Annotated in this window: 19 protein-coding genes; 6 read left to right on the top strand and 13 right to left on the bottom strand. The window is 32.6% G+C overall.

The window, feature by feature from the left end; all coding sequences use genetic code 11:
• Positions 1 to 16: 16 nt before the first annotated feature.
• Both asnS and RM697_RS03905 read right to left on the bottom strand, forming a co-directional pair.
• Positions 17 to 1,447 carry an asparagine--tRNA ligase gene (gene asnS / locus RM697_RS03910; RefSeq protein WP_311426553.1) on the bottom strand — a complete coding sequence of 477 codons (1,431 nt, stop codon included), beginning with the start codon at positions 1,445 to 1,447 and terminating at the stop codon, positions 17 to 19.
• Between the two features lie 67 nt (positions 1,448 to 1,514).
• Positions 1,515 to 3,923, bottom strand: a complete 2,409-nt coding sequence (locus RM697_RS03905) for an efflux RND transporter permease subunit (RefSeq protein ID WP_311426552.1) — start codon at positions 3,921 to 3,923, stop codon at positions 1,515 to 1,517.
• Positions 3,924 to 4,104: 181 nt separating this feature from the next.
• Here RM697_RS03905 and RM697_RS03900 point away from each other — a divergent pair, with 181 nt between their 5' ends.
• Positions 4,105 to 6,840: a hypothetical protein gene (locus RM697_RS03900; protein WP_311426551.1), complete on the top strand. Its 2,736-nt coding sequence runs from the start codon at positions 4,105 to 4,107 to the stop codon at positions 6,838 to 6,840.
• 1 nt (position 6,841) lies between these two features.
• Here RM697_RS03900 and RM697_RS03895 read toward each other — a convergent pair whose 3' ends face one another.
• From RM697_RS03895 to rplM, 7 genes are all read right to left on the bottom strand, one after another.
• Positions 6,842 to 8,104 (bottom strand): DUF5686 family C-terminal domain-containing protein, encoded by a 1,263-nt coding sequence (locus tag RM697_RS03895; protein WP_311426550.1) that lies wholly within the window; start codon positions 8,102 to 8,104, stop codon positions 6,842 to 6,844.
• Between the two features lie 57 nt (positions 8,105 to 8,161).
• Positions 8,162 to 8,719 carry a ribosome recycling factor gene (frr, locus tag RM697_RS03890; protein ID WP_311426549.1) on the bottom strand — a complete coding sequence of 186 codons (558 nt, stop codon included), beginning with the start codon at positions 8,717 to 8,719 and terminating at the stop codon, positions 8,162 to 8,164.
• Between the two features lie 56 nt (positions 8,720 to 8,775).
• Entirely contained in the window at positions 8,776 to 9,483 is a 708-nt protein-coding gene (pyrH, locus tag RM697_RS03885) for a UMP kinase (protein WP_311426548.1), read from the bottom strand.
• A 121-nt stretch (positions 9,484 to 9,604) separates the two neighbouring features.
• The gene (tsf, locus tag RM697_RS03880; RefSeq protein WP_311426547.1) at positions 9,605 to 10,426 is read right to left on the bottom strand and encodes a translation elongation factor Ts; all 822 of its coding nucleotides are present in this window, start codon (positions 10,424 to 10,426) and stop codon (positions 9,605 to 9,607) included.
• A gap of 89 nt (positions 10,427 to 10,515) precedes the next feature.
• On the bottom strand, positions 10,516 to 11,295 hold the full coding sequence (rpsB, locus tag RM697_RS03875) for a 30S ribosomal protein S2 (RefSeq protein WP_311426546.1): 780 nt from the start codon (positions 11,293 to 11,295) through the stop codon (positions 10,516 to 10,518).
• Between the two features lie 129 nt (positions 11,296 to 11,424).
• Positions 11,425 to 11,811, bottom strand: coding sequence for a 30S ribosomal protein S9 (gene rpsI / locus RM697_RS03870; RefSeq protein ID WP_311426545.1), 387 nt, complete (start codon positions 11,809 to 11,811; stop codon positions 11,425 to 11,427).
• Positions 11,811 to 12,266 carry a 50S ribosomal protein L13 gene (gene rplM / locus RM697_RS03865; RefSeq protein ID WP_311426544.1) on the bottom strand — a complete coding sequence of 152 codons (456 nt, stop codon included), beginning with the start codon at positions 12,264 to 12,266 and terminating at the stop codon, positions 11,811 to 11,813. Before rplM ends, rpsI begins: the two co-directional genes overlap by 1 nt.
• Before the next feature lie 250 nt (positions 12,267 to 12,516).
• On the opposite strand from rplM, the gene RM697_RS03860 reads away from it, so the two are divergent.
• On the top strand, positions 12,517 to 15,174 hold the full coding sequence (locus tag RM697_RS03860; RefSeq protein ID WP_311426543.1) for a DUF5916 domain-containing protein: 2,658 nt from the start codon (positions 12,517 to 12,519) through the stop codon (positions 15,172 to 15,174).
• Here RM697_RS03860 and RM697_RS03855 read toward each other — a convergent pair.
• Both RM697_RS03855 and RM697_RS03850 read right to left on the bottom strand, forming a co-directional pair.
• Positions 15,171 to 15,803 (bottom strand): response regulator transcription factor, encoded by a 633-nt coding sequence (locus RM697_RS03855; protein WP_311426542.1) that lies wholly within the window; start codon positions 15,801 to 15,803, stop codon positions 15,171 to 15,173. The two genes, RM697_RS03860 and RM697_RS03855, sit on opposite strands and share 4 nt — an antisense overlap.
• Positions 15,800 to 17,725: a tetratricopeptide repeat protein gene (locus RM697_RS03850; protein WP_311426541.1), complete on the bottom strand. Its 1,926-nt coding sequence runs from the start codon at positions 17,723 to 17,725 to the stop codon at positions 15,800 to 15,802. Before RM697_RS03850 ends, RM697_RS03855 begins: the two co-directional genes overlap by 4 nt.
• A 172-nt stretch (positions 17,726 to 17,897) precedes the next feature.
• Between RM697_RS03850 and RM697_RS03845 the strand changes: the two genes are divergently transcribed.
• The 4 genes from RM697_RS03845 (at position 17,898) to RM697_RS03830 (ending at position 20,153) form a co-directional block, all read left to right on the top strand.
• Entirely contained in the window at positions 17,898 to 18,521 is a 624-nt protein-coding gene (locus tag RM697_RS03845; RefSeq protein ID WP_311426540.1) for a hypothetical protein, read from the top strand.
• Positions 18,522 to 18,604: 83 nt separating this feature from the next.
• A complete protein-coding gene (locus RM697_RS03840) occupies positions 18,605 to 19,099 on the top strand; it encodes a hypothetical protein (RefSeq protein ID WP_311426539.1) in 495 nt (164 codons plus the stop codon).
• A gap of 24 nt (positions 19,100 to 19,123) precedes the next feature.
• Positions 19,124 to 19,696, top strand: coding sequence for a hypothetical protein (locus RM697_RS03835; protein WP_311426538.1), 573 nt, complete (start codon positions 19,124 to 19,126; stop codon positions 19,694 to 19,696).
• Between the two features lie 46 nt (positions 19,697 to 19,742).
• Positions 19,743 to 20,153: a hypothetical protein gene (locus RM697_RS03830; RefSeq protein WP_311426537.1), complete on the top strand. Its 411-nt coding sequence runs from the start codon at positions 19,743 to 19,745 to the stop codon at positions 20,151 to 20,153.
• Positions 20,154 to 20,345: 192 nt separating this feature from the next.
• On the opposite strand, the gene RM697_RS03825 is transcribed toward RM697_RS03830, so the two are convergent.
• Both RM697_RS03825 and RM697_RS03820 read right to left on the bottom strand, forming a co-directional pair.
• Complete coding sequence (locus RM697_RS03825; RefSeq protein WP_311426536.1) at positions 20,346 to 20,993, bottom strand: hypothetical protein; 648 nt, start codon at positions 20,991 to 20,993, stop codon at positions 20,346 to 20,348.
• Between the two features lie 3 nt (positions 20,994 to 20,996).
• Complete coding sequence (locus tag RM697_RS03820) at positions 20,997 to 22,379, bottom strand: hypothetical protein (protein ID WP_311426535.1); 1,383 nt, start codon at positions 22,377 to 22,379, stop codon at positions 20,997 to 20,999.
• Between the last annotated feature and the right edge of the window lie 2 nt (positions 22,380 to 22,381).

The following is a 22,381-nucleotide window of genomic DNA, read 5'->3' as shown; positions in this document are numbered from 1 at the left end:
GGTTTTAGTTATCATTTTAGAACTCGGCATTTTGTGGTGTTCTAGGATAAGGTATAACATCTTTAATATTTCCCATTCCTGTGGCAAACATAACTAAGCGTTCAAAACCTAGCCCAAAACCTGAATGAACGGCAGTTCCGTATTTTCTGAGATCTAAGTACCACCATAATTCTTCTTCTGGGATATCTAAGGCAGCCATTTTTTCTTTTAACACATCTAAACGCTCTTCTCTTTGAGAGCCTCCAACCATTTCACCAATACCTGGAAATAAAACATCCATGGCTCTTACGGTTTTTCCATCTTCATTTAAACGCATGTAAAACGCTTTTATATTTGCAGGATAATCAAATAATATAACAGGACATTTAAAGTGCTTTTCTACTAAGAAACGTTCGTGCTCACTTTGCAAATCTGCTCCCCATTCTTCAATAAGATATTTGAATTTCTTCTTCTTATTTGGCTTTGAATTTCTAAGTATATCAATGGCTTCAGTATAGCTAACACGCTTAAAATTATTATCTACAACAAATTTTAATTTATCAATCAATGCCATTGGACTACGTTCTGCTTGAGGTAAACGTTTTTCTTCGTCAGCTAATCGTTTATCTAAAAATTCTAAATCTTCTTTGTTATGCTCTAAAACATAACGAATAACTGATTTTAAAAAGTCTTCGGCCAAATCCATATTCCCTGCCAAATCCATAAAAGCTACCTCTGGCTCTATCATCCAAAACTCAGCTAAATGACGACTTGTATTAGAATTCTCTGCTCTAAATGTAGGTCCGAATGTATACACTTTTCCTAGAGCCATAGCATAAGTCTCTGCTTCTAATTGTCCGGATACAGTTAGATTAGTTTCTTTACCAAAGAAGTCTTCTTTGTAGTCTACTTCACCATCTTCAGTTAAGGGTAGATTTTTAGGGTCTAAAGCGGTTACTCTAAATGTTTCTCCAGCACCTTCTGCATCACTTGCAGTAATTATTGGTGTGTGCATATTATAGAAACCATTCTTAGTAAAATAGTTGTGAATAGCAAAAGATAATGTGGATTTTACGCGCATTACAGCACTAAAGGTGTTTGTTCTAGTTCGTAAATGAGCATTTTCTCGCAAGAATTCAAACGTATGCTTTTTGGGCTGAATAGGATACTCATCTGGATCAGAATCACCAAGAATTTCAATAGAACTCACTTGTATCTCTAGGCTTTGTCCTTTGCCTTGACTCTCAACCAATTGGCCTTTAATTTGAACAGCAGCTCCTGTAGTAATACGTTTTAAAATACTTTCTTCAGTATTTTCAAAATCAACAACACATTGAATATTATTAATTGTTGAGCCATCATTTAAAGCAATAAATCGGTTTGCTCTAAATGTTCTAACCCAGCCTTTAACTTCAACGTCTTGTATCGTTGTCTCTTGTGATAATAATTGTGCAACTGTAAAGCTCATAGTGCTCTAAATTTTAAAGTGCAAAGATAATATTTGTAAAGAGTTAGACGAATTAAGAGTCTAAAATTTATAGATTATCTGAAAGGTTTATATCTTCTTTGTCTTCCCTTGGTATAATTTGAATACTAGGTTCTTTAAGGACTTCTTTGTTAGCAATGCTTCTTTCTAATGATAATAATAGTGAAGGGAGTAGTAATAAATTTGAAAGCATAGCAAATAAAAGTGTTGCAGAGACTAAGGCACCAAGAGCCACAGTGCCTCCAAAACTAGAAATGGTAAATACAGAGAATCCAAAAAACAAAACAATAGAGGTGTAGAACATACTTACACCAGTTTCTTTTAATGCACCATAAACAGATTTTCTAATTTTCCAATGATTGGCCTGCAACTCTTGCCTATATTTTGCTAAGAAATGTATGGTATCATCTACAGAAATCCCAAAGGCAATACTAAATACTAATATTGTTGATGGCTTTATAGGCACACCCAAATAACCCATTAAACCAGCTGTAACTAGAAGAGGTAAAAGATTTGGAATTAACGATACTACAATCATTCTTGCTGAACGAAACATATAAGCCATAAAAATTGAAATTAACAAAATGGCTAAGGATAAGGATATAATTAAGTTGTTAACTAGATATTTTGTGCCTTTTTGGAATACTAACGCTTTACCAGTTAGTGTAACATCATAGCGCTCTTTTGGAAATACTTTAGTTATTTTATTCTGAAGATTTTCTTCGATTCGTTCCATTTTATCAGTACCAATATCCTTCATAAAGGTTGTTATACGTGCATAACGACCTGTACTATCTACAAAGTTTTTAAGTAAATCAACACTAGAAGATGATTTTTTAATATAAGATGAAATGAATAAATTTTCTTGGCTAGTAGGTAGCTGATAGTACTTAGGATTTCCATTAGTATATGCCTGTTTGGCGTATTTAACTAAGCTTACAACAGACATAGGACGTGAGAGCTGAGGAGTTTCTATGATTAAATCCTCAAGCTGATTCATACGCTTTATAGTTGCTAATTTCATAACCCCTTTCTTACGTTTTGTATCCACAACAATTTCAAGAGGCATTATACCATTGAACTCGTCTTCAAAAAAACGAATGTCTTTAAAAAACTGTTTCTCTTTAGGCATATCTTCAATGAGGCTTCCAGAGATTGTAATTTTATTAATACCAAGTAAACTAACTATGAGTAATACAAGTGCAGTTACATAAATGGTAATACGCTTATGCTTTACCATTTGCTCCATCCAGTTAACAAAACCACCAATCCAACGTTTATTCAAATGCTCTAAATGACGCTGTTTAGGATAAGGTAAGAAGGTATACATGATTGGAATAATCAGTAAACACAGTATAAAAATGGCAAGGATACTCAATGATGCTACAAGTCCAAACTCTTTAAGAAGCTTACTTTGAGTGAGGATAAAAGTAGCAAAACCGGAAGCTGTAGTAACATTAGTCATTAATGTAGCATTACCAACTTTAGTAATAACTCGCTGCAGCGATTTTACTTTATTACCATGAGATTTTACTTCGTGCTGATATTTATTAATGAGAAATATACAGTTTGGTATTCCAATAACAATAATCAAAGGAGGAATAAGAGCTGTTAAAACAGTGATTTCATACTTTAACAAACCAAGAATACCAAAAGTCCACATAACACCAAAACACACTACAACTAATGAAATAAAAGTAGCTCTAAATGACCTGAAGAAAAGGAAAAAGATTAGTGATGTAACTAGTAAAGCTGCTCCGATAAACCAACTAATTTCTTCAACGATAACTTGAGAATTTAGTGTTCTTATATAAGGCATGCCAGAGACCTTAATATCTAAACCAGTCTCGTTTTTAAAGGTTTTGATTTTGTCTTCGAGAATAGTTAAAATAAAATCTTTACGAGCTGAAGTGTTTATTATATCTTTTCTTAAATAAATAGCTGTTCTAATCGTTTTTGTAGAACTGTTAAATAAAAAATTATCGTAAAAAGGATACTGCTTAAAAAGTTCGGATTGTAATTTGTTAATCTGATCAATTGTGCTAATAGAATCTTTAATAAAAGGTTCTAAATCAAATTTTTCTTCTTCAGTGTTCTTAACAAGTTTTTGTAAGTCTTTAATAGAAACTACAGTTTCAACTTCATCGAAAGTTTTGAAGTCATCCGAAAGTTTGTTCCAAGCATTAAGTTTATCAACTGAAAATAAAGTTGAGTCCTTAACACCAATAACAATGAGGTTACCTTCTTCGCCGAAAACATCTAAAAAATTATTATAGGTTAAGTTAACCTTATGATCATCAGGAAGCATGTTAGCTTCTGTATATGTAAAACGCATGTGTTGCCACTGATAACCAAAAAATACGGTAGCCAAAATAATGGCCATTAGGATAGCAATCTTATTACGAAGAATAAGCCTCGCAACTGCCTCCCAAAATCCTGTGGTTAAAAGTTTAAACATTCAAATACTAAAAGATGGTAAAGTTAGAAAAAAGCTTAAGAATGCTTGGTATATTTAAGGTTTATTAATTGCTAAAATATTATGATGTTATCTAATAAACATTAGGAAATTTTAACAGTGCTTTGAGAGAAAAATCTAAGTCTAATTAGTATCTTATAAATGTCACCATTATTCAGAAGCTATGAAAAAAAAGTATACTATTTTAAGCGTTTTCTTTCTTTTATTTGGTACTTCAATAATTGCTCAAATTAACAACAACTTTGCGCGAAATTCGTTTGCTGAGAAAATTTATGTTCAGACAGACAACGACATATACACTGTTAATAATTCTATTTGGTTTAAAGCTATAGTTGTTAATGCTGCAACTTTAAGTGGAGAATTTTCTAGTGTTGTTTTGTATGTAGATTTGATTGACCAAAACAATTCTATAGTTGAAAGTAAAATTGTAAAACTGAATGATGGAATTGGTGCTGGATTTTTTGATTTAGACAGTAAGTTTAAAAGTGGTCAATATAAACTAAGAGCCTATACAGATTGGAATAAGAATTTCGATACTGATTTTTTCTTTGAAAAAACAATTCAGATTTATTCAGAAGAGTTTAATAAAAGATCTTTAAAACCAATAACTAATATTCGTTTAGTCGATTCTACGAATTTAAATAATACTTATAAAGCTGATTTCTTTCCCTCAGTAATTGACACTAACCATAAAAGAACTTTAAAGGCTTTTGTTAAACTTAAAGACAATGTAAAAATCATTCCTTTAAAAAGAAACAAAGATAACTCTTATACACTTGAATTTGAAACACCCAAAACGTTAAATGAGGTTACTTTGGGTTATGCTTCAGATTCTGATTTAGATTATAGCACAAAATTTTCCCCACAAAGTAATTATTTCAACCTTCAATTTTTTCCAGAGAGTGGAAGCTTTGTTGTAGGTATAACAAGTAAAATTGGATTTAAGGCTGTAGATGTTTTAGGGACAAGTGTCGAGGTTGCAGGAGAGATTTTAGATGAAAAGGGTGAACTCGTTACAAATTTTAAAAGCAATTCGTTAGGAATGGGTCATTTTATTCTTAATAATGCAGACAATTCTAAAAATTATAGAGCAAGAGTTACCATGTTAAATGGTAACGCTATAGAATCTTTTGTTTATTTGCCTAATGTAAAAACAATAGGTTATGTTATGAGAATAGCAGAATTGAAAGATAATATAGTTGTTGGAATAAATGCTAGCTCTAATATAAGTGAGGATATTATACTTAAAGGTTTTTCAAGAGGTATTCAATATTTTGAGAGCAATGCTAAATTGATTGATAACAGATATATTTTTACTATTCCAAAAAAAGAATTCCCAGAAGGTATAGCTGTTTTTACACTCTATGATGGTAAACAAAACCCAAGGGCAGAACGCTTATTTTATAATAAAAATGAGATGTCTCAAATAGCAATTGAAGCCACCTTAAATAAAACGAAGTTTAATAGAAGAGAGAAGATTGACCTTGCCATTAAAAACAATACTCCTTCTACTTCAACTCAAAGTACATCAGTCTTAGTCATTAATAAAGATTATTTAGATTATTACAATTATGAGAATATAGCCTCTTACTTACTGTTATCTTCAGATTTAAAAGGTAAAGTTGAATCACCAAGTCTTTATTTTAATAATGGAACAAATCATAATATTGACGACTTAATGTTAACTCAAGGTTGGAGAAACTATAAATACGACAATGATTTTAACACCAATTTTAAATACAAAAGAGAAAAAGGTATTAATCTAAAAGGTATTGTAAATATTAAGAATGCTAAAAAAGATAAAAAGCAGTTAGATTTTGCTGTTATGACCTTTGGTGATAGCATATCCATTTATAATGCATCAATAAATGCTCCAGGAAGTTTTTCTTTTGAAGTAGATAATATCTATGGTGATTACAGAGAGTTGATCTTTAAGCATTTAAATATAACAGATAAGGAAATGAAATCTGTTAATATAACATTATCAAAAAAGCCAGCAATACCTGTAAAAAGCATTACTAAATCTTACACCAAGGTCAATGATAATATTAGTGAATTAATTATCAAACAGAATATTACTTTTAAAGAAACAGAAAATAAATACTTTAATGATATTAAAGGTCTAAATAAGTTAGATGAGGTTATAGTTAATGCTTACAAAATGACACCTAAGCGTAAAAAAATGGCTGAAAAATATGGATTGCCAGATATGGTCATAGAAGGTAAAGAATTACGTAAGAAAGTTACAAAAAACACTAAAGGTCTTTATCATGTGTTAATGGCTTTTCAAGATCAAGTTACTGTTAGAAGATCTAAAATGCGTCCTGGTGTTATGACTGCTCCATACCTAATAGTTGAAACGACTAGAGGAGGAAAAGGACATTTAAACTTTGTTGTTATAGATGGTATACCTGTAAATGAAAGGGATTACCTTTTTTTGCAAGATATTTCACCAATGGAAGTTACAAGCTTTGAGATTATTGATGAACCTAAAAAATTAAACCAACTTTACGCAGAGGTGAGAAATACAGTTCCTTCAGAATTTATGGTGTTTGGAAGTATTATTTCTATTTACACACGTAATGGTAAAGGTCTTTACGGTGCATTAAGACCTAGAAAAGAGAATAAAGTATTTACAGTAAAAGGCTTTTCACCCGTAAAAGAGTTTTATACTCCTGATTACAATTCAAATAATACTTTTTATGAGAATAAGCCAGATTATCGATCAACGATTTATTGGAATCCAAATGCAGAATTGAAAAATAATGAATTAAATATTAGCTACTATCATTCTGACAATGAAGGAGATTTTGTGATCATTATTGAAACCATATCAAATGACGGGAAAATAGGCTTTACAACATTAGATTATAAAGTTTCTAAGGTTGAAACTAACTAAGTTATAACGTTAAATTAAAAGTGAATTTAAACGCAATATTATCCTCAAAGTTAGGAATGTGGTAACTACCATATCTATATGCAAAACTTAGTCCAAAACCAAAGAATAATTTGTTGATTTCAAAACCAGATTCTGAGTATAATTGATCTAAGGTATTGAAGGTAATACCTAAATGGCGCTCTTTATTGGCCATATCACCTAAAGCATGCCTAGATATTAATACTAATTGCGGCTTCAACCATTCAGAAATTTTAAAGGGTCTGAAGAAATGTTTTAGTTGTAAAGTACCAAACCTATCGGAGAAAAACTCGTTGAAAAGCATCGTTTCAAAACTATTAAGCCCAGCAACAGAAAATCGTTGTAAAATGGTTTCTTTTCTAATATTATTGGGATATGCATGATATAAATGTGTTAAAGGTGCATCTCCGTTTGCAAAACCTGCTGTAAGTGTAATATTAGATTTTGAGTCGTTTTTGTGGTTGACTTGATAAATAGTTCGAAGATCTAATTTTGAGAAATTAAAATTGCTATTAAATATATCTTTTACACTTTTTATGTACTGTAGGGTGAATTTTGGGTAACCTTCTTTAGTTTCAACTAAAACATCATCTTGAAACTCATAATTACTAAATGGACTCCATTGTAAACTAATAGTCGCTAAGCTCAGATCGTAAGTATTGAAAGATTCATTACTTGGTTTAAAATTGTAATTATAGGTTGGGTTTATTTTGCTGTAAGATACTTTGGTTTCTGATAGTAAATTAGAGGATATCTGATGTTCTAAACTAATTGATTTAGTAATATGCCTATGAAATAAATCAATATTGAGAAGACGTGGTTCAAAAAATGTAAAGAACCGTTTATCAGTTAAAAATTTTGAGCTACCTGTTTCTTGTAGATCATCTGTATAGGTTAGGTTTATCCATGTATTCCGTTTTGGATCAACTCTAAATCCGCCAGATATACTGTACTTATCTTTATCATCTTTAAACCCATAAACCCAATAACCACTTAAACGAATTTTTTCTGAAAACTGCTTATTCGTAATTCCACCTAGGCCTGTTCTTAAGGCTTCAAACTGATTGTATTTAATTAGGTAACGCAAATCGAAATCAAAATACTTAGTTGGTAAAAATCCATTACCTAAGTATTTTATAAATTCAGCTTTTTTAATAGAATCTTGTGAGACTTTAGTGGAGTCTTGCTGTGATTGTGCACAAATAGGTAGTAAGAGTATTAAGAAGAGTACACAACGATGAATCATTAAACTATATAGAGGGTTAGACTAGAAAAAAAAAGCGACAATTATGTCGCTTTTCTATTATACTGTCATTATTTCTTTTTCTTTCAGACTTAGCATATCGTCAACTCTTGTAACGTATTTATCTGTTAATTGTTGCACATCTATTTCAGCATTACCTTTTAAGTCTTCAGAGGCGTCATCTGTTTTTTTAATATCATTGTTTGCATCTTTTCGAGCATTTCTAATACCAACTTTAGCATCTTCAGCCTCTGCCTTAGCTTGTTTTGCTAGACTTCGTCTGCGCTCTTCTGTTAATGGCGGAACGTTAATAATAATGGATTCGCCGTTATTCATAGGGTTAAATCCAAGATTAGCAACCATAATACCTCGTTCTATTTCTTGAAGCATAGCTTTTTCCCACGGTTGTACTGTGATGGTTCGACCATCAGGCGTATTTACATTAGCTACTTGGTTTAATGGTGTCTGAGAACCATAATAATCTACCATAACACTACCCAACATGGCAGGACTTGCTTTTCCTGCTCTTATATTAGAAAGTTGTTTTTCTAAGTGAGATATAGCATTATCCATGGCTTCTTTTGCTGTATCTATTATAAATTTTATGTCTTCGTTCATGATGTAAACTGTTTTAATTGAGAATTATCAAAATCTAAGCCAAATTTTATAGACGTTTAAAGGTTTACTTTTGTTCCTATATTTTCTCCAGAAATCACTTTTAGCAAGTTACCTTTTTTATTCATATCAAAAACTATGATTGGTAGTTGGTTTTCTTGACTTAATGTAAAAGCTGTTGTATCCATGACTTTAAGTCCTTTACTTAAAACATCATCAAAAGAAATATGATCAAATTTTACAGCTGTGGTATCTTTTTCTGGATCTGCTGTGTATATACCATCTACTCGAGTTCCTTTTAAGATCACATCAGCTTTTATTTCTATAGCACGTAATACTGCAGCAGAGTCTGTCGTAAAATATGGGTTACCTGTTCCACCTCCAAAAATAACGACACGACCTTTCTCTAAATGTCTTACCGCTTTACGCATAATAAAAGGCTCAGCAACTTCATCGATATGAATGGCAGATTGGAGTCGTGTTGGAATATTAGAATCTTCTAATGCACCTTGTAATGCTAAACCATTAATAACAGTTGCTAACATTCCCATATGGTCACCTTGTACTCTGTCCATACCATTACTTGCACCAGCAACACCTCTAAAAATATTTCCGCCACCTATAACAATAGCAACTTGAACACCAAGATCTGTAATGGCTTTAATATCTTCTGCATACTCTGCTAAGCGTGCAGGATCAATTCCATATTGACGTTCTCCCATTAAAGCCTCGCCAGAGAGTTTAAGAAGTATTCTTTTATATTTCATGAGTGATTTTGAAAGTTTAGCAAATCTAAACAAATATTGTTCTATTTAAAAGTGAAAGTTTTGAGATTAAAAAAAGCCTCTCAATTTTTGAAAGGCTTTTTACAATATTCTATGCTTTAAATTATCCTAAAGCTACACGTTTAAAGTTAGTTACAGCAACATCACCAATAGACTTAACATAATCAGCAACACTTACTTTACTATCTTTTATAAATGCTTGATTTACTAATGTGTTATCTTTAAAGAAACGTTTAAGTTTTCCTTTAGCAATATTTTCTAACATAGCTTCAGGCTTTCCTTCTTGACGTAATTGATCCTTAGCAATCTCAATTTCTTTCTCTACGATAGAGGCATCTACACCGTCTTCGTTTAAAGCAATTGGATTCATAGCTGCAGCTTGCATAGCCACATCCTTAGCAACTACATCTGCACCTTCAACAGCAGCAGATAAACCTACTAACGTGGCAATTTTATTACCAGCGTGAATATAAGATCCTACGAATGGTGCTTCAACTTTTTCAAAAGCATTGATATCTAGTTTTTCACCAATGACTCCTGTTTGTTCAATTAACTTATCAGCTACAGTCATACCTCCAAAATCAGCAGCTAAAAATTCATCTTTAGAACTGCATCCTAAAGCAACTTCTGCTAATTCATGTGCTAAGGTTACAAAGCTTTCGTTTTTACCTACAAAATCAGTTTCACATCCTAATACAATGGCAACACCTGCTGTACTTTCTCCATTTACTTTAGTGATTGCAGCACCTTCTGTAGATTCTCTATCAGCTCTTTTAGCAGCTACTTTCTGACCTTTTTTACGTAAGATTTCAATAGCTTTATCAAAATCACCTTCTGCTTCAACTAAGGCTTTTTTGCAGTCCATCATACCTGCACCTGTAGTTTTTCTTAATTTATTTACTTCTGCGGCAGTTATTTTTACCATAGATTCCATATTTAATAATTTAAAAAAAGTCGTTTAATACATCTTTAATTAAAAAGGAATTAAACGACTTAATGTATTGTACTTAGTTATTATTCCTCTTCTTGAGTTGCTGCTGCTTCCACAGGAGCTACTTTTGCCTCAGCCTTTGGAGTTTCAGGTTTTTTATTCCCAGCTTTTTCAGACTTACGTTCTGTTAAACCATCATTAATTGCAGAGGTTACTAGAGATAATATCTTATCAATAGATTTAGAAGCGTCATCATTTGAAGGTATAAGATAGTCAACCTGACGTGGATCAGAGTTAGTATCTACCATTGCAAAGATTGGAATGTTTAATTTTTGAGCTTCTTTAATTGCAATATGTTCACGTTTAATGTCAACAACAAATAATGCACCTGGTAAACGTGTCATATCAGAAATAGAACCTAAATTCTTTTCTAATTTAGCACGTTGACGATCAACTTGTAAACGCTCTTTCTTAGAAAGCGAATTAAAAGTTCCGTCTTTCTTCATTCTATCAATTGCAGCCATTTTCTTAACTGCTTTTCTAATAGTAACGAAGTTTGTTAACATACCACCTGGCCAACGCTCAGTAATATATGGCATATTTACAGCACCAGCTTTTTCAGCTACGATGTCTTTGGCTTGCTTTTTTGTAGCAACAAATAAAATTTTCTTTCCAGAAGCTGCAATCTTATGAAGTGCCTGTGAAGTCTCTTCGATTTTTGCTGCAGTTTTGTAAAGATTAATAATATGGATGCCATTACGCTCCATATAAATGTAAGGAGCCATGTTTGGATCCCATTTTCTAGTAAGGTGTCCAAAATGTACACCTGCATCAAGTAAGTCTTTAACTTCTACTTTTCCCATGTTTGTAATAGTTTACGTTCTTTTGATTAGCAATGTTTAAGTGGTCATTTTCATTCGCCTCAAGCATTTAGATGCTAAACTAAAATTTAATTTATTAATTGATAATGGCCGAATATTTCGGCAGTAATATTAACGTTTAGAGAACTGGAATTTCTTACGCGCTTTCTTCTGTCCGAATTTCTTACGCTCTACCATTCTTGGGTCTCTTGTTAATAGTCCTTCTGGCTTTAAAATTGTTCTATTTTCTTCATCTAATTCGCACATTGCACGAGATAAAGCTAAGCGAACAGCCTCAGCCTGTCCTGTAATACCACCTCCATATACATTTACTGTAATATCAAAGTTGCCATCATTGTTGGTCATTGCTAACGGTTGATTTACCTTATACTGTAAAGTAGCTGTAGGGAAATACGTTGCCATGTCCTTTTTGTTAACCGTGATGTTACCTTTTCCTTTAGCAACATACACACGAGCAACAGCCGTCTTTCTACGGCCGATTTTGTGAATTACTTCCATTAGTTAAATTCGTTTAAATTGATTGTTTTTGGTTTTTGAGCCTCATGTTTGTGCTCAGAACCTACAACAACGTTAAGGTTACGGAATAAAACTGCACCTAATTTGTTTTTAGGGAGCATTCCTTTTACTGATTTTTCTACTAGTCTTGTTGGATCTTTGTCAAACAATTCATTAGCAGTTAAACTTCTTTGACCACCAGGATAACCAGTGTGACGAATGTACGTTTTGTCATTCCACTTTTTACCTGTAAGGTTGATTTTTTCTGCATTAATAATGATTACATTATCTCCGCAATCAACGTGTGGTGTGAAGTTTGGCTTGTGCTTACCTCTTAAAAGTTTTGCAACTTTAGATGCTAAGCGGCCTAAGTTTTGTCCATCAGCATCTACTAAAACCCACTCCTTGTTTACGGTAGCTTTGTTAGCAGAAACTGTTTTGTAGCTTAATGTATCCACACTTAATAATTTAGTTTTCCTGTCTAAAGACAGATTTTAATTAAACATTCCTCTCTAAAAAAGAGTTTGCAAATTTACGATAAATAGTGTGATTACCAAATACTAAAGCCTACTATTTTTAAAGGAGTTTATTAAATTTTTGAGAAAGAATATTAATTATGTTAAATCCGTTAATTTTTTGCTAATCATAATGCTTAAGTGTAACACTCCGATTAGTTTTAAGTCTATTACGGAATAAAGACCAACCTAAATGAAATCAATCACTTTCGCTTTGTCACTTTTTGCTGCATTTATCGCAGCAGAAATAGAAGCTCAAGATTCTATAATTCCTAAACGTATTTATACTACAAAAGTAATAACAGGAGATGCTCCAACTATTGATGGTGTTTTAGACGATTCTGCTTGGGATTTAGTAGAATGGACAACAGATTACATAGAATTTCAACCAGATGTTGGCACACCACCAACAGAGCAAACTAAGATGAAAATTCTATATGATGCTAAAAATCTATATGTTGCATTTAAATGTTATCAAGCTGACCCAAATACCATAGAAAAACGAATGGGAAGACGTGATGATTTCCCTGGAGATTGGGTAGAGATAAATTTAGATAGTTACAACGATGATAGGTCTGCATTTTCTTTTACAATATCTGCTTCTGGTGTTAAAGGTGATGAGTTTGTATCAAATAATGGAAATTTTGATGATAGTTGGAATCCTATATGGTATACAGATACAAAAATAGATATAGATGGTTGGTCTGCAGAAATGCGTATACCTTTAAGTCAATTACGATTTGGAGATGAACAAGCACAAATTTGGGGATTACAATCCACAAGACGTTACTTTAATAATGAAGAGCGCTCCACTTGGCAACCACTAGATGCTAATCCACCAGGTTGGGTAAGTGAATTTGGTGAATTACATGGCTTAATTGGTCTTAAACCACAAAAGCAATTGGAAATTCAGCCTTATACTGTTGCGCAATTAGATACTTACGAAGCTCAAGCAGGAAATCCTTTTAGAGATGGAAGCGATACGAAACTTACAGGTGGTTTAGATGCAAAAATTGGAATTACTAATGATCTTACAGTTGACTTAACTATTAATCCAGATTTTGGTCAAGTAGACGCTGATCCAGGAGCTATTGCATTAGATGGTTTTGAGATTTTTTTCCAAGAGCGACGCCCATTTTTTGTAGAGAATAAAAATGTATTCGATTTTAGAATTGGAGGAGGTGCTGACAATTTGTTTTTCTCTAGACGAATTGGTAGAACACCTCAAGGCATCACAAGTGCTGATGGAAGCCTAGGAGAGTATGAAGATATTCCTAATTTTTCAACAATTTTAGGTGCAGCTAAGTTTAGTGGTAAAACCAAAAATGGCTGGGCTATTGGTATTTTAGAAAGTATTACGTCTAAAGAGTATGGGATTGTAAAACTAGATGAAAGACAGGACGTTATTAATAGTTTGCCTCAAGTAGGACAAGAACGAGAAGAATTAGTAGAGCCATTTACAAACTATTTAGTTACTAGAGCTCAAAAAGATTTTAATAATAGAAATTCTTATGTAGGCGCAATTTTTACGGCAACTAATCGAAATATTGAAGACAACGTTAATTTTCTTAGAAAGAATGCCTATTCTGGCGGATTGGACTTTAGACACAACTGGAAAAACAGAACCTATTATTTTCAAGGTAATATGTCGTTTAGTCATGTAACAGGAAGTAAAGAAGCTATTGAGATTACACAACGCTCATTAACACATTTATTTCAAAGAGAAGATGCAAGTCATGTAAGTGTAGACCCTAACAGAACATCGTTAACAGGAACTGGAGGAAATTTTGAAATAGGTAAAGGCGGAGCTGGAAATTGGCGTTATAATATTGGAGGTAATTGGAAATCGCCAGAGCTAGAACTTAATGATATAGGTTTTTTGCGGCAAGCTGATGATATTCGTCAATACTCTAATATCAGAAGACTTTTTAATAAACCAACAAGTTGGTTTAGACAGGCAAATGTTGGTTTAGAGTTATCAACAGCTTTTGATTTTGAAGGGAACTATAATCGTATTCAATACGAAATGGGAGGTTTTGTTAATTTTATAAACAACTGGTTTGCCGATTTTGGAGCTGCTCATAAACCAAGAATATTCACCAATACTTTTTTAAGAGGAGGTCCACGTTGGCGATACAATGAAGAAAATTTTTGGTATTTGTTTGTTGGTACAGATCAAAGAAAACGATTAAGCACCACGATTGGTTATGTGAATTCTAGAGCAAAACAAAATAATTTTTCTCTTAAACGTTACGAGCTTCGTTTTAGATATCAACCACTTAACGCATTAAGTGCATCACTTAATCTGCAATACGAAGAAAATCCTAGTAAAACTCAATATGTTACTCAGCGAGATTTTAATGGCACTCAGCGTTATATATTAGGTGCAATAGATAATGAGAGTTTTAGCGCAACACTTAGAGTTAACTACAATATTAATCCTAACCTCACTATTCAGTATTATGGTCAACCCTTTATTTTTAAAGCTAAATTCTCAGGCTTTAATTATGTAAATAATCCCATAGCAGAAGATATTAATGAACGTATTACGTTGTATAATGATAACCAAATCGAATCTAGTAATGGAGGTTATTTAGTTGATGAAGACTTAGATGGTAATACAGATTACAGTTTTGGTGACCCAAACTTTGCTTTTGTACAGTTTAGGTCTAATCTGGTAGTGCGTTGGGAGTATATTCCTGGATCAGAAATATTTTTGGTTTGGTCTCAAGGTATTGATGGTTTGGGTGATGTAAATAATAGTTTTAGTGGTATTGTTGACAATCAAATATTTGGTCAGAAACCCAACAATACATTTTTAATTAAAGCTACGTATAGGTTTGTGCTTTAATGTATATTTTTCAAAGCATAATTTACCAAACCAGTATTACTTTTTATACCTAGTTTTTTATGAATATTTTTACGATGCGTATCTATGGTATATTTACTTAAGCTGAGTTGATTTGCCATTTCAATAGAGGTTCTACCCTTAACAATAAGTTGAAGAATTTCCTTTTCGCGACGCGTAAGTTGAGAATCTCCAATTCTTGTATCTTCTTTATTAAACCAATTTTCAACTTCTTTTGGTATGGTATCGCTAAAAAAATAGTCTCCTTTTATTAAGGTGTTAATGGCCAAGATTAGTTCAGTTTTTTCTACGTTCTTGGTGACATATCCTTTAGCACCTGCTTCTAACATCTCAATAACATCTGGAGTTTGATCAAACATACTAAGCGCCAAAACTTTAATTTTTGGATAATCCCTTGTTATAGTCTTTGTTAGTTCGATGCCGTCTAGTATTGGCATTCTAATATCAGTAAGTATGATATCTGGTTGCAATTCATTTTCCAGCAATTTTAGAGTGTCCAACCCATTATTAGCTTCACCTATAATTTCTATTTCTAAAGCTTTTGAAAGAATAGATTTTAAGCCATCTATAAAGAGTTGATGATCGTCTACTATTATAACTTTAATACTCATATTGGAATGTTTAAAATTACTGTTGTACCCTTTCCTTTTGAGGTGTCGATAATAAATTCACCATTGATTTTCTGTATCCGTTTTTCTATATTAATTAAACCAATTCCTGATTTTGAGGCTTTAATGTCAAACCCTTTTCCGTTGTCTTCTACTATGATGTTCAAAATATTCTCGTTCTCGGAGAATTGCACAATAGCTTCAGTTGCACCAGAATGTTTTATGATATTAGTGAGCAACTCTTGTATGATTCTAAATATTTGAATTTCGAGTGCGCTTTCAATACGTTTATTGACATCTACATTAATTAATTTTATATCAATTTTTTTTGATTCCGAAATCTGTTTTGCAACTTGTTTTGTAGATGGAATTAAGCCTTTGCTAATCTGAGCGCCAAAGTTTTTATTTTTTGAAATACTACGAATTTCGTTATAAGTAGTATCCATTAACTTTTTTAGTTTTTTGTAGAAGTTAGAAAAATCATCTTCGTTATCATAGCTTTCTAAGTAAAGTTTTAGAGTTGCAACTTTGCTACCTAAATTATCGTGCAAATCAGCTGCAATTTTAGAACGCTCAGCTTCTTGAGCATCTATAATAGCATCAATGCCTTCTAACTCCTGAGACTTTAATTGTTGGTTAAACTCTTGCTCTTTGATAGTGAGGTTTTGCTCCATAATAATCCGTTTTCGTTTGGCATTATTATATAAAAAATAAATAAGTAAAAGGGTTAGAAATAAAGCTCCCAAAGCGGCAAAAAGGAGGTTTCTATTTTGTTTTCGTTTATAATTAACTTCAAGATTATCGTTAGTGAGTTGAAGAATCTCTTTTTCTTTCTTTTCGGTTTCGTATTTTGTTTGCACCTCCATAAAGCTTTTTTGGCTTTCGGTATTAAGGATACTATCGTTTAATTGGCTAGCTTTTTCAGAATATAACAAGGCATTTGCCGTTTGACCAAGACCTTTGTAGGCCTCTTTTAGATTGTTATACACAGAAACACGCTGTTTACCTTTGATGAGTTCTTCCGCTTTTTTAAAATAAGAAATGGCTTTTGCATAATCTTTGTTCTTAAGATGAATATAACCCAAATTACTTTGTGTTACTTCAATACCTGATTTAAGATTGAGCTCGCTTTTTAATTGCAAGGTTTTCTCTAAATACTGTTTTGCTTTTTCAGAATTCTTGTTTAAATACAAATCGCCAAGATTGTTGTAAATGATGGATAACGAACGTTTATCTCCAAGTTTAATGGCCAATTTCTCCGCTTTATTGTTATAGTCTATGGCTTTTAGCGTATCTTCATTTTTGTAATATTGCGTTGCTAAATTTGGAAGTGTAATGAGCCTAAACTGGGTTTGGTTCAGACTTTCAAAAACCAACAAAGCTTTTTCGCTGTATTCTATTGCCTTAGGGAAAATTTCTAATTCCGCAAATGCACTAGCTATGTTGCTGTAACATTTTGCAGCGTTTAAAGAATCGTTGTTTTTTTCAAAATAACGAGCACTTTCAGTTAAGGTTTCAATAGTTTTGTTGTAGTCTCCTTGCCTAAGTTGAATAGCTCCTAGACTAATATTAACAATGGCAACTCGCTGCTCTTCTCCGAGTTTTTGAAGTAATTTTTTAGTGTTATCAAAGTAATAGGTTGCAGAATCTAATTGTGCCGTAAAAAATTGAAAACGCCCTAATTGATTATTAGTTTCTGCTAAAAGCGAATCATTGTCTTTGTATGTAAAAGCTTTATGAGCAAAAGACTTTCCTTTATTAAGATCTATACGTTCATGCATTTGGGCTAAGGCCAAATACGTTTTAGCTATTTCGTATTTATTTGTAGTGTTTTTGAGAATGAGTTTTAAACTATCCACTTGTTTTGTTTGTGAAAACACAAAAACACTAGATAAGCATAATATGATGAGAAGTGATTTCTTCATAAAAGATTAATAGCTAAGTACTAAAGTTACTAAATATTTTAACCACCTTACTTGATTTGTAAGTGTTGTTAAAGATATAACCTATTGTATATGGCTACTATACCTATAATTAGGTATATGAATTAAATGGTATATCTGATAGTTTTGATGTATTAACTAATATATGCTCAACATGAAAAAAAATAAAAACACGGCTAGATTAGTTGTGCTGTTTGTAGTTTTATCGATTATAACACAGCTTAATGCACAAGAACCAACAGACAAAGTTTGGAATGTTTATGTGTCTACATTACAACAAGCATTGAAACCTGGTTTAGATCCATGTTTATATGTTTATACAGTTACCACTTCAGAAAATTTAAGAGTTCAAAGGAACATTGAGTTAGGCTTAATGGCTGAATTACACTCTAATCTAACCTATTATGCAGCAACAGCTTATACAAGAACTTACGGCATTTATTTTGATGACGAGCCAGATGGTAAATATAAGTTGGGCTCGTGTCGTGAAAGTGATGTTGTAATGCCAGATTTATCATGCACTTGGAGTTCAAAATTTGGTGATATTAATTGGCTAGCTGGTTGGTATAGTAGTACTTCTAAGAGTATATCAGGGAAGTTAACTTTAGAAAACGGAAAGTGGATTTATGTAGGCACATGGAAATGGCTAACTAACAATGTAGACTACGGAAAGGTAAGATTTGAATTTGATGAAACAGGCACAAAATTCTCAGGATATTATACCAGAAAAACAGGTACTTCACAGTATAAATGGCATGGCTCTGGTAATTGCAATTAAAATTAGATACCTACAATTAGGTATATGATTGGAAAGATGTATCCGGTAATTTTGAATTATTAAAATATAAAAAGCTATTAATTATGAGAATTTTTAAGAGATTAAGCTATGTTTCATTGTGTTTGTTTTTTGTGCTTTCTTGTGATAAAGATGAAAATGAAGATGGTAATGGCGGAGAACAAAACACAGTTACATTTTTGGATGTTACAAAAGAGGTAATTGGTGGTTGCACTATACAAACTACAGACCCAGATTTAGGTGTTCTATGCACCTTTACTATTTTTTATCAATTGGATGATGCCGATGTTACAGTTGGTGCAACTATTTCTGGACCTTGTGATCAAGAATTGAATGACACTTTTATAATGTCTGACAGTTTTTTTGGTGATGAAATTAGATTTGCTGCTTCAGCAATTTATTCTGACGGTACTTTCCCTGACTCTTATTTTGGCGAATCAGGAAGTGTTACTTTGGTAAATAACGACACTGAAACTAGCATGACGTTTAATGGTGTAGTATATAACATTGCCTCAAGTGTTACTGAAACGATATCTGGAAATGCTAAATGTCCATTATAACAGTATAATTTAAACGTTAGCTAAATGAAACCATTAAAATTTATAATAATACTCTTAGTATTTTTTAATTTTTCTTGTGATGAAATAGAAGAGTTGTTAGAAGAAGATATTGAAGTGTCTATATCGTTTCAAGGACTTTTGGAAGTAGAAAGTGAGACCTTATTAAATCCTGAAGACCAAGTCGAGTTTAATTCAGAAGCTGCTACATATAATATTCTTCAAGACCCAGAAATTGCAGAGTTATTAGAAAGTGGAAGTGGTACGGGAGAAATAAAAAAAATTGAGATTACACAGATTCGTTATTTATTTCAAAATTTTGAAGGTAACTCTGATGCTGTTGCGACAGGTGTTTTTCAGTTATTAGACCCAAGTATGTTTATACAAGGGTTTGAAACCGTGCAAACAAATTTAGCTTCGGCTGATCAAAATAACTCACTATATACAATAGATGGAGACTTTACCGAAATTAATGAGAGGCTCACAGATTCTGGAAGCTTGATTATTCTGTTTGCGGGAACCGCATCAGATAATCCCGTCTATTTTGATGTTGATGTTACTGTTTTTGTTAAGGTTACAATAACACCTCCAGATTTATAATTAAGCATAAAATTTATAAACCATAATATAATTAAGTCTTTCAACCATGAGAACACTAAAATACGTTTTACTTTTTTTATTGATTATGCCATCATTTTTAGCATGCGAAGAAGATGAGGAAGGTGATAATGAACCAGAGCGCCTTACAGTTTTAGCAACCTTTAATAATGATCGTGGTATAGGAGGTTGCAATCCAAGTTATGCTGTTACATTTGTGGTGTCTTATCGCGACATTCAAGCGTTTATTGATTTACCTCCACAAGGAACAGGGTTTCTCAATTTATTGGTTGAAGATGGGGAATCTATAAACGTTCAAGTAAGAAAACAGACAGATGATTCGGTTGTAGCAGATGCCAATGTATCCGTACGAACTGATTCTAGACCAGAGGCATTACAAGAGTCTCCGCGTATTGTAAGTTTTTGTGAAGTGTTCAATCTAAGTTTTCAGAATTTTTGATTCTAAGCATTAATAGGCTATTAATCACTTATTATAATTACTTAAAAGAACAGAAAACTGGTTTTGTTTTCTGTTCTTTTATTGTTAGTGTGCCTCCAGTCAATTATCTCCAATATCTAAATCTATAGGGACTAAAAGTTGTAAGGACTTTTTATAAGAATGTACAGCGTTATTAGTATAAATAAAAGATTGTTATAAATCTTTAAGAGCTGAAAAAATGGAATTACCTAGCGCTTTTTCCTCAAAGCTAATGGCTTCGGTAATATAACCGTTTCCAAGGCGATTTATGTCTTTAAATAGGATGCCTTTGTACTTATAATACACGTGCTTTGATTCGCCTTCAGTAGATTTTGCATTGTTGGCATAAACTATACAATCCTTGCCGGCAATGGTTTCATTTTCTTGTTTTGTGTATCCTGAGGTTGAATGTTTGGCAATTAAGCTATTAAGTTCGCCTTGTCGCATAAACATTTTTGACGGCTTTCGTTCGGGAAATGATGTAAGTCCTTTCTTCTTGTCCTCATCAAACATATATACTGAAACTTCTCCAGAAATGGTTTCTTCTAACTTCAATTTTTTCCCGTAATCATCAAAGTATAAGACGTTTGTTGCGGTTAGTGTCCCATTTAACTTTTTGGTTTCGTATGTTATAATTCCCGATTTTATTGCAAAATGTCCATCAGGATCTTGGTTATCTCCAACTTTTACCTCTTCAGGATTGGTCGAAATATTTTTCGTGTCATCAGAATTATTATTAGTTTCTTTGGTGTCACTTTTACAGGAAATTAAAAGTCCGATACTTATAAAAAGTACAAAAAGATGTGTTAGTTGATGTTTCATAACTTATGGGTTTTTATAATTATTTCTTTCAACGAAAATGCTTAATCCTTCATAGACTAAAAATCCAGCTTTTCTATATTCTCCTTGCATAATAAGGTCATCATCAGGAAGATTATTCAATTGACTTTCGGTTAGCTCTTTAATAATATGCGATTTACTTTTCTTAGTAATCTTACCTGTTTTCCAGTCACAAATTTCATAAAAAACGTCAATATAGCGACCATCGCGCTCTACTTTTGTAATTTTCAAGTTATATCTTGGTACAGTATTTACCTTGCCATTCATTAAATCGCTTGTATACCATAAATCTCTACCAGCAGCTTCAGCCGTTCCTGACCCAACAGCATATCTTGGATTTTGAGCATCTTTATCTTCAACCATTAGTCTTTCGTCTGTGTTAGTAAACCTGCCATTATCGAATGTGAGCCCTTTTTCCAAGTTTTGTTTTTCACATTGATTACATTTTAAAACGTTAGGATTTTGAGCTAACTTCTTAGATGATTTTTTAAATTCACATTTATTCTTAGTGATGTTTATTGGAGGATATTCCCATTGCATCACTACCACTTCTTCACCATTATGAGGATCTGTAATAACTGTCTTTTCTTTTTCAACATGATTTAAGCCAAATTTTATGGAAGGATTAAAAGATTCTGCACCAACTTCAATAGTTCCGCTTAATAAGGAACGCTGACGACTACCATAAATGTTCTCTTTATTTTCATGAGGAAAAATTTCAAGCTTATATTTTCCATTTACTATTTTACCTCTAACATAATTAATGGTTTTATGAGACATGGCCCACAAATCTCCAGTGCAATTACCACGAATAAACCTACCTTCTATATAAGATACACAATCTCCATCAACTTCCATATTGGTTTGCCTTAATTCAAAATGTCCTCGACCTTCACATTTCCATACGCCAGATAAATCAGTAAATTCACAAGGGTTTTCTTCTGATTCATCTTCCTCTTCCTCTTCTTCGGTTGCTTCGTCGTCACTTTCAACGAAATACCAATTAAAGTCAATATCTTCTTTAGGACCTCCCATGCTTCCTACCTCTACAACGCTATATTTTCCGCTAATGTTTTTACCATCTTCAGAAACAACAACATTATAGAAGATACCTCTCCTGCCAATAGACCGTTCTCCCCATTGACCTCTCCATTCTCCATTTGTGAAGTATAATTGAACGTATCCTAAATCTCGTGCCCAAGTATCAGAATAGGTGGCATTAATTACACCATCGTTATTCATCAACATCATATTGCTCCAACCATACCATTTGCCAGAAACAGGTATTCCGCCTGAAGATTCTGTGTTTTGAGAAGTTACATTTAGAGTACTCAATAAAAAAAGTGCTAAACATAGTTTTTTAAGCATAT

The sequence above is a fragment of the Microcosmobacter mediterraneus genome (assembly GCF_031846265.1).
In the GTDB taxonomy this organism is placed as follows: Bacteria; Bacteroidota; Bacteroidia; order Flavobacteriales; family Flavobacteriaceae; genus Microcosmobacter; species Microcosmobacter mediterraneus.
This window is presented reverse-complemented; position numbering and strand designations above follow the sequence as displayed.